This is a genomic window from Salipiger sp. HF18, from assembly GCF_011806505.1.
GTDB classification, from domain to species: domain Bacteria; phylum Pseudomonadota; class Alphaproteobacteria; order Rhodobacterales; family Rhodobacteraceae; genus Salipiger; species Salipiger thiooxidans.
Window position 1 is genome coordinate 1 of sequence record NZ_JAATOS010000456.1, and the last position, 3,167, is coordinate 3,167.

The window sequence follows — 3,167 nt, forward strand, 5'->3', positions numbered from 1 at the left end:
AAGGTGCGGGGCGAGCACGGGGTGCCGGGCTGGGGAAGGGGCCCCTCGGGGCCGCCCCGCGGCGGGGCGGCCAGGGCAAGAAACCCGAAGAGGAGCACCCCCCGCCACATCCCGTCACTTGGCCGCGCCCGCGGCCGCAGGTCAACTCACAGTTTCGTCGCGGGCGGCCCCGCGCGGGTGCTGAACGGCATCGAGGACACAAACCGCCGCCGGGTGCTTCAGCTTCCGCCCGAAACGCTCTATGTGAGGGGGAACGGCAGATCAGGGGTCCCGTCCATGTCCTTCTTCGGCAAGCTCAAGAACAGGCTCTTCAAGTCCTCCTCGAAACTCGAGGAAGGGCTCGACGCCATCATGCAGGAGGGCGGCACCGAGGACGCGCCCGAGCCGTCCGCGCCGTCGCCCGCGCCGCAACCGGCCACCCCGACGCCCGCCCCGGTGGACGTGCCGCCGCCGCCCGCCGAGACGCCCGAGCCCCCGGTCGAGACGCCGGCGCCCACGCCCAGCGAGACGCCGCCGCAGACCCCGGGCGAGATCGTGCCCCCGTCCGATCCCGCGCCGACCCCGGCCGGGACCCCGGCTCCGGGCCCCGACGCGACGCCGCCCGCCGATCCGATGCCCGCGCCTGCGCCCGAGATCGCACCGCCGCCGCCGCTCGAGATGCCGGTGCCGCGCGACCCCAAACCGGTGTCCCCGCCCGCCGAGACCCCGACCGAGACCCCGCGCAGCGGCTTCCTCGGCCGCCTCTTCGGCCGCGAACCGGCGGGCGCCCCTGTGGTGCGCCGCGTGCTCGACGACGAGATGCTGGAAAGCCTCGAGGAGCTGCTGATCGCCGCCGACATGGGCGTCGACACGGCGCTGCGGGTGTCCGCCAACATCGCCGAGGGGCGCTTCGGCAAGCGCGTCTCGACGCAGGAGATCAAGCAGGCGCTCGACGGCGAGTTCGACCGGATCAAGGAGCCGGTGGCGCGGCCGCTGCCGCTCTACTCCCAAAACCCGCAGGTGGTGCTGGTGGTCGGCGTGAACGGCTCGGGCAAGACCACGACCATCGGCAAACTCGCCTCGCAGTTCCGTGCTGCGGGCAAGTCGGTGGTGATCGCGGCCGGTGACACCTTCCGCGCCGCCGCCGTCGAGCAGCTTCAGGTCTGGGGTGAGCGCGCCGGCGTGCCGGTGCTGACCGCGCCCGAGGGCTCGGACCCGGCGAGCCTCGCCTTCGACGCCATGAGCAAGGCCCAGGCCGAGGGCGCGGACCTGCTGATGATCGACACCGCAGGCCGCCTGCAGAACCGCCAGGACCTGATGGAGGAGCTGGCCAAGATTGTCCGCGTGATCCGCAAGAAGGACCCCGACGCCCCACACAACACGCTCCTGGTGCTCGACGCCACCACCGGCCAGAACGCGCTCAACCAGGTCGAGATCTTCCGGCAGGTGGCGGACGTCTCGGGGCTGGTCATGACCAAGCTCGATGGCACCGCCAAGGGCGGCGTGCTGGTGGCGTTGGCCGACCGCTTCGGCCTGCCGATCCACGCCATCGGCGTGGGCGAACAGATCGACGACCTCGCCCCCTTCGATCCCGAGGAATTCGCCGCGGCCCTCACCGGCCTCGACAACGGCTGACGGGCCCGGGCGCGCGCCCAGATGCGCGCCCACCCCCTGTCATCCCTCGGACACTCCGCCCGAGCGGCGCCGCCAAACCTCCTCCTCCCATGCCCCGCGCCCCAAGCGACCACGGCACACGGACCGCCAAAACAGGCACACCCCTCGGCAAGGAGCCCCCCCTCCTTCATCTTGCCAGATAAACTCCCGCCGGAGGCATCCTGCCGCCTCCGCCCGCGCAGCGCCTGTCATCGCGCACCGACACTCCGCAACAGCCCCCCCCTCCTTCATCTTGCCAGATAAACTCCCGCCGGAGGCGTCCTGCCGCCTCCGCCTGCGCAGCGCCCGTCATCGCGCACCGGCACTCCGCGCCAGCCCCCCCTCCTTCATCTTGCCAGGTAAACTCCCGCCGGAGGCATCCCGCCACCTCCGACAGTGCACCGCCTGCCATTGAGAACCGGCGCCGCCGCGGCTATCTCTCGTGCAAACAACGGGAGAGCCGCATGGCCGCGAAACAGATCAACCCTTTCCTGAAGTCGGCGCTCGAGATCGGCCCGATCCTCGTCTTCTTCGCCGCCTACCTGCTTCTGAAGGACCGGACCTTCACTCTCGGCGGCACCGAGTATCAGGGCTTCATCCTCGTCACCGCAGGCTTTATCCCGCTGATGCTGGCCTGCACCGCGGCGCTCTGGAAGCTCACCGGTCACCTGAGCCCGATGCAGATCGTCACCTCGGTGCTGATCGTGGTCTTCGGCGGGCTCTCGGTCTGGCTCAACGACGACCGGTTCTTCAAGATGAAGCCTACGCTGATCTACCTGCTCTTCGGCACTGCGCTCGGCATCGGCCTGTTGCGGGGCGAAAGCTACCTGCGGACCGTGATGGAGGGGGTGATGCCGCTCAAGCGCGAGGGCTGGATGATCCTCACCAGGCGCGTCACGGCGCTGTTCTTTGGGCTCGCGCTGCTGAACGAGGTGATCTGGCGCACGATGAGCACCGAGAGCTGGGTCTATTTCAAGACTTTCGGCCTCACCGCCGCGGTGTTTGCCTTCTTCATGACGCAGGGCAAGCTCTTCAAGCGCTATGGCATCGAAGAGGCCGAGGGGAAGGCGGAATAGCCCCCCTGAGCACCGGACAAGAAACCGGACAAGAAAAAAGCGGCGGCCCCTCGGGTCCGCCGCTTTCGTTTCTCGGGACAGGCCGGTCTTCAGACCTTGCCGCGGGCGCTCGCGAAGATGCAGAGCAGGGTGACCAGCGCGGCGGCGCAGAGGTAGTAGCCGACGTAGGCGATGCCGTGGTTGGCCTGCAGCCAGGTCGCGATGTAGGGCGCCAGCGAGGCCCCGAAGATGCCCGCGAAGTTGAAGGTGATCGACGATCCGGTGTAGCGCACCCGGGTCGGGAAGGGGGCGGCCAGCGCGGTGCCGATCAGGCCGTAGGTCATGCCCATCAGCGCCATGCCCAGCGTCACGAAGCCAAGGATGCGGGCCTCGTTCGCGACCATCAGCACCGGCACGAGGAACGAGAAGGCGGCGATGGCGAGGGTGGTCGCGATCAGCACCTCGCGGCGGCCGAAGCGT

At 69.7% G+C, this 3,167-nt stretch carries 2 protein-coding genes and 1 pseudogene; 2 read left to right on the forward strand and 1 reads right to left on the reverse strand.

Going from position 1 to position 3,167, the window contains the following annotated elements:
- Positions 1-276: 276 nt before the first annotated feature.
- A complete protein-coding gene (gene ftsY / locus HC022_RS22340; RefSeq protein WP_167453866.1) occupies positions 277-1,614 on the forward strand; it encodes a signal recognition particle-docking protein FtsY in 1,338 nt (445 codons plus the stop codon).
- 482 nt (positions 1,615-2,096) lie between these two features.
- On the forward strand, positions 2,097-2,708 hold the full coding sequence (locus tag HC022_RS22345; protein ID WP_089955531.1) for an inner membrane-spanning protein YciB: 612 nt from the start codon (positions 2,097-2,099) through the stop codon (positions 2,706-2,708).
- Positions 2,709-2,797: 89 nt separating this feature from the next.
- Here the strand turns inward: HC022_RS22345 and HC022_RS22350 are convergent.
- Positions 2,798-3,167: pseudogene (locus tag HC022_RS22350) on the reverse strand (MHS family MFS transporter); the annotation flags it as partial.

What these genes read in the sequence shown, in the direction of transcription:
- ftsY (WP_167453866.1), top strand. Translation starts at nt 277, where the DNA reads ATGTCCTTCTTCGGCAAGCTCAAGAACAGGCTCTTCAAGTCCTCCTCG.
- HC022_RS22345 (WP_089955531.1), top strand. Translation starts at nt 2,097, where the DNA reads ATGGCCGCGAAACAGATCAACCCTTTCCTGAAGTCGGCGCTCGAGATC.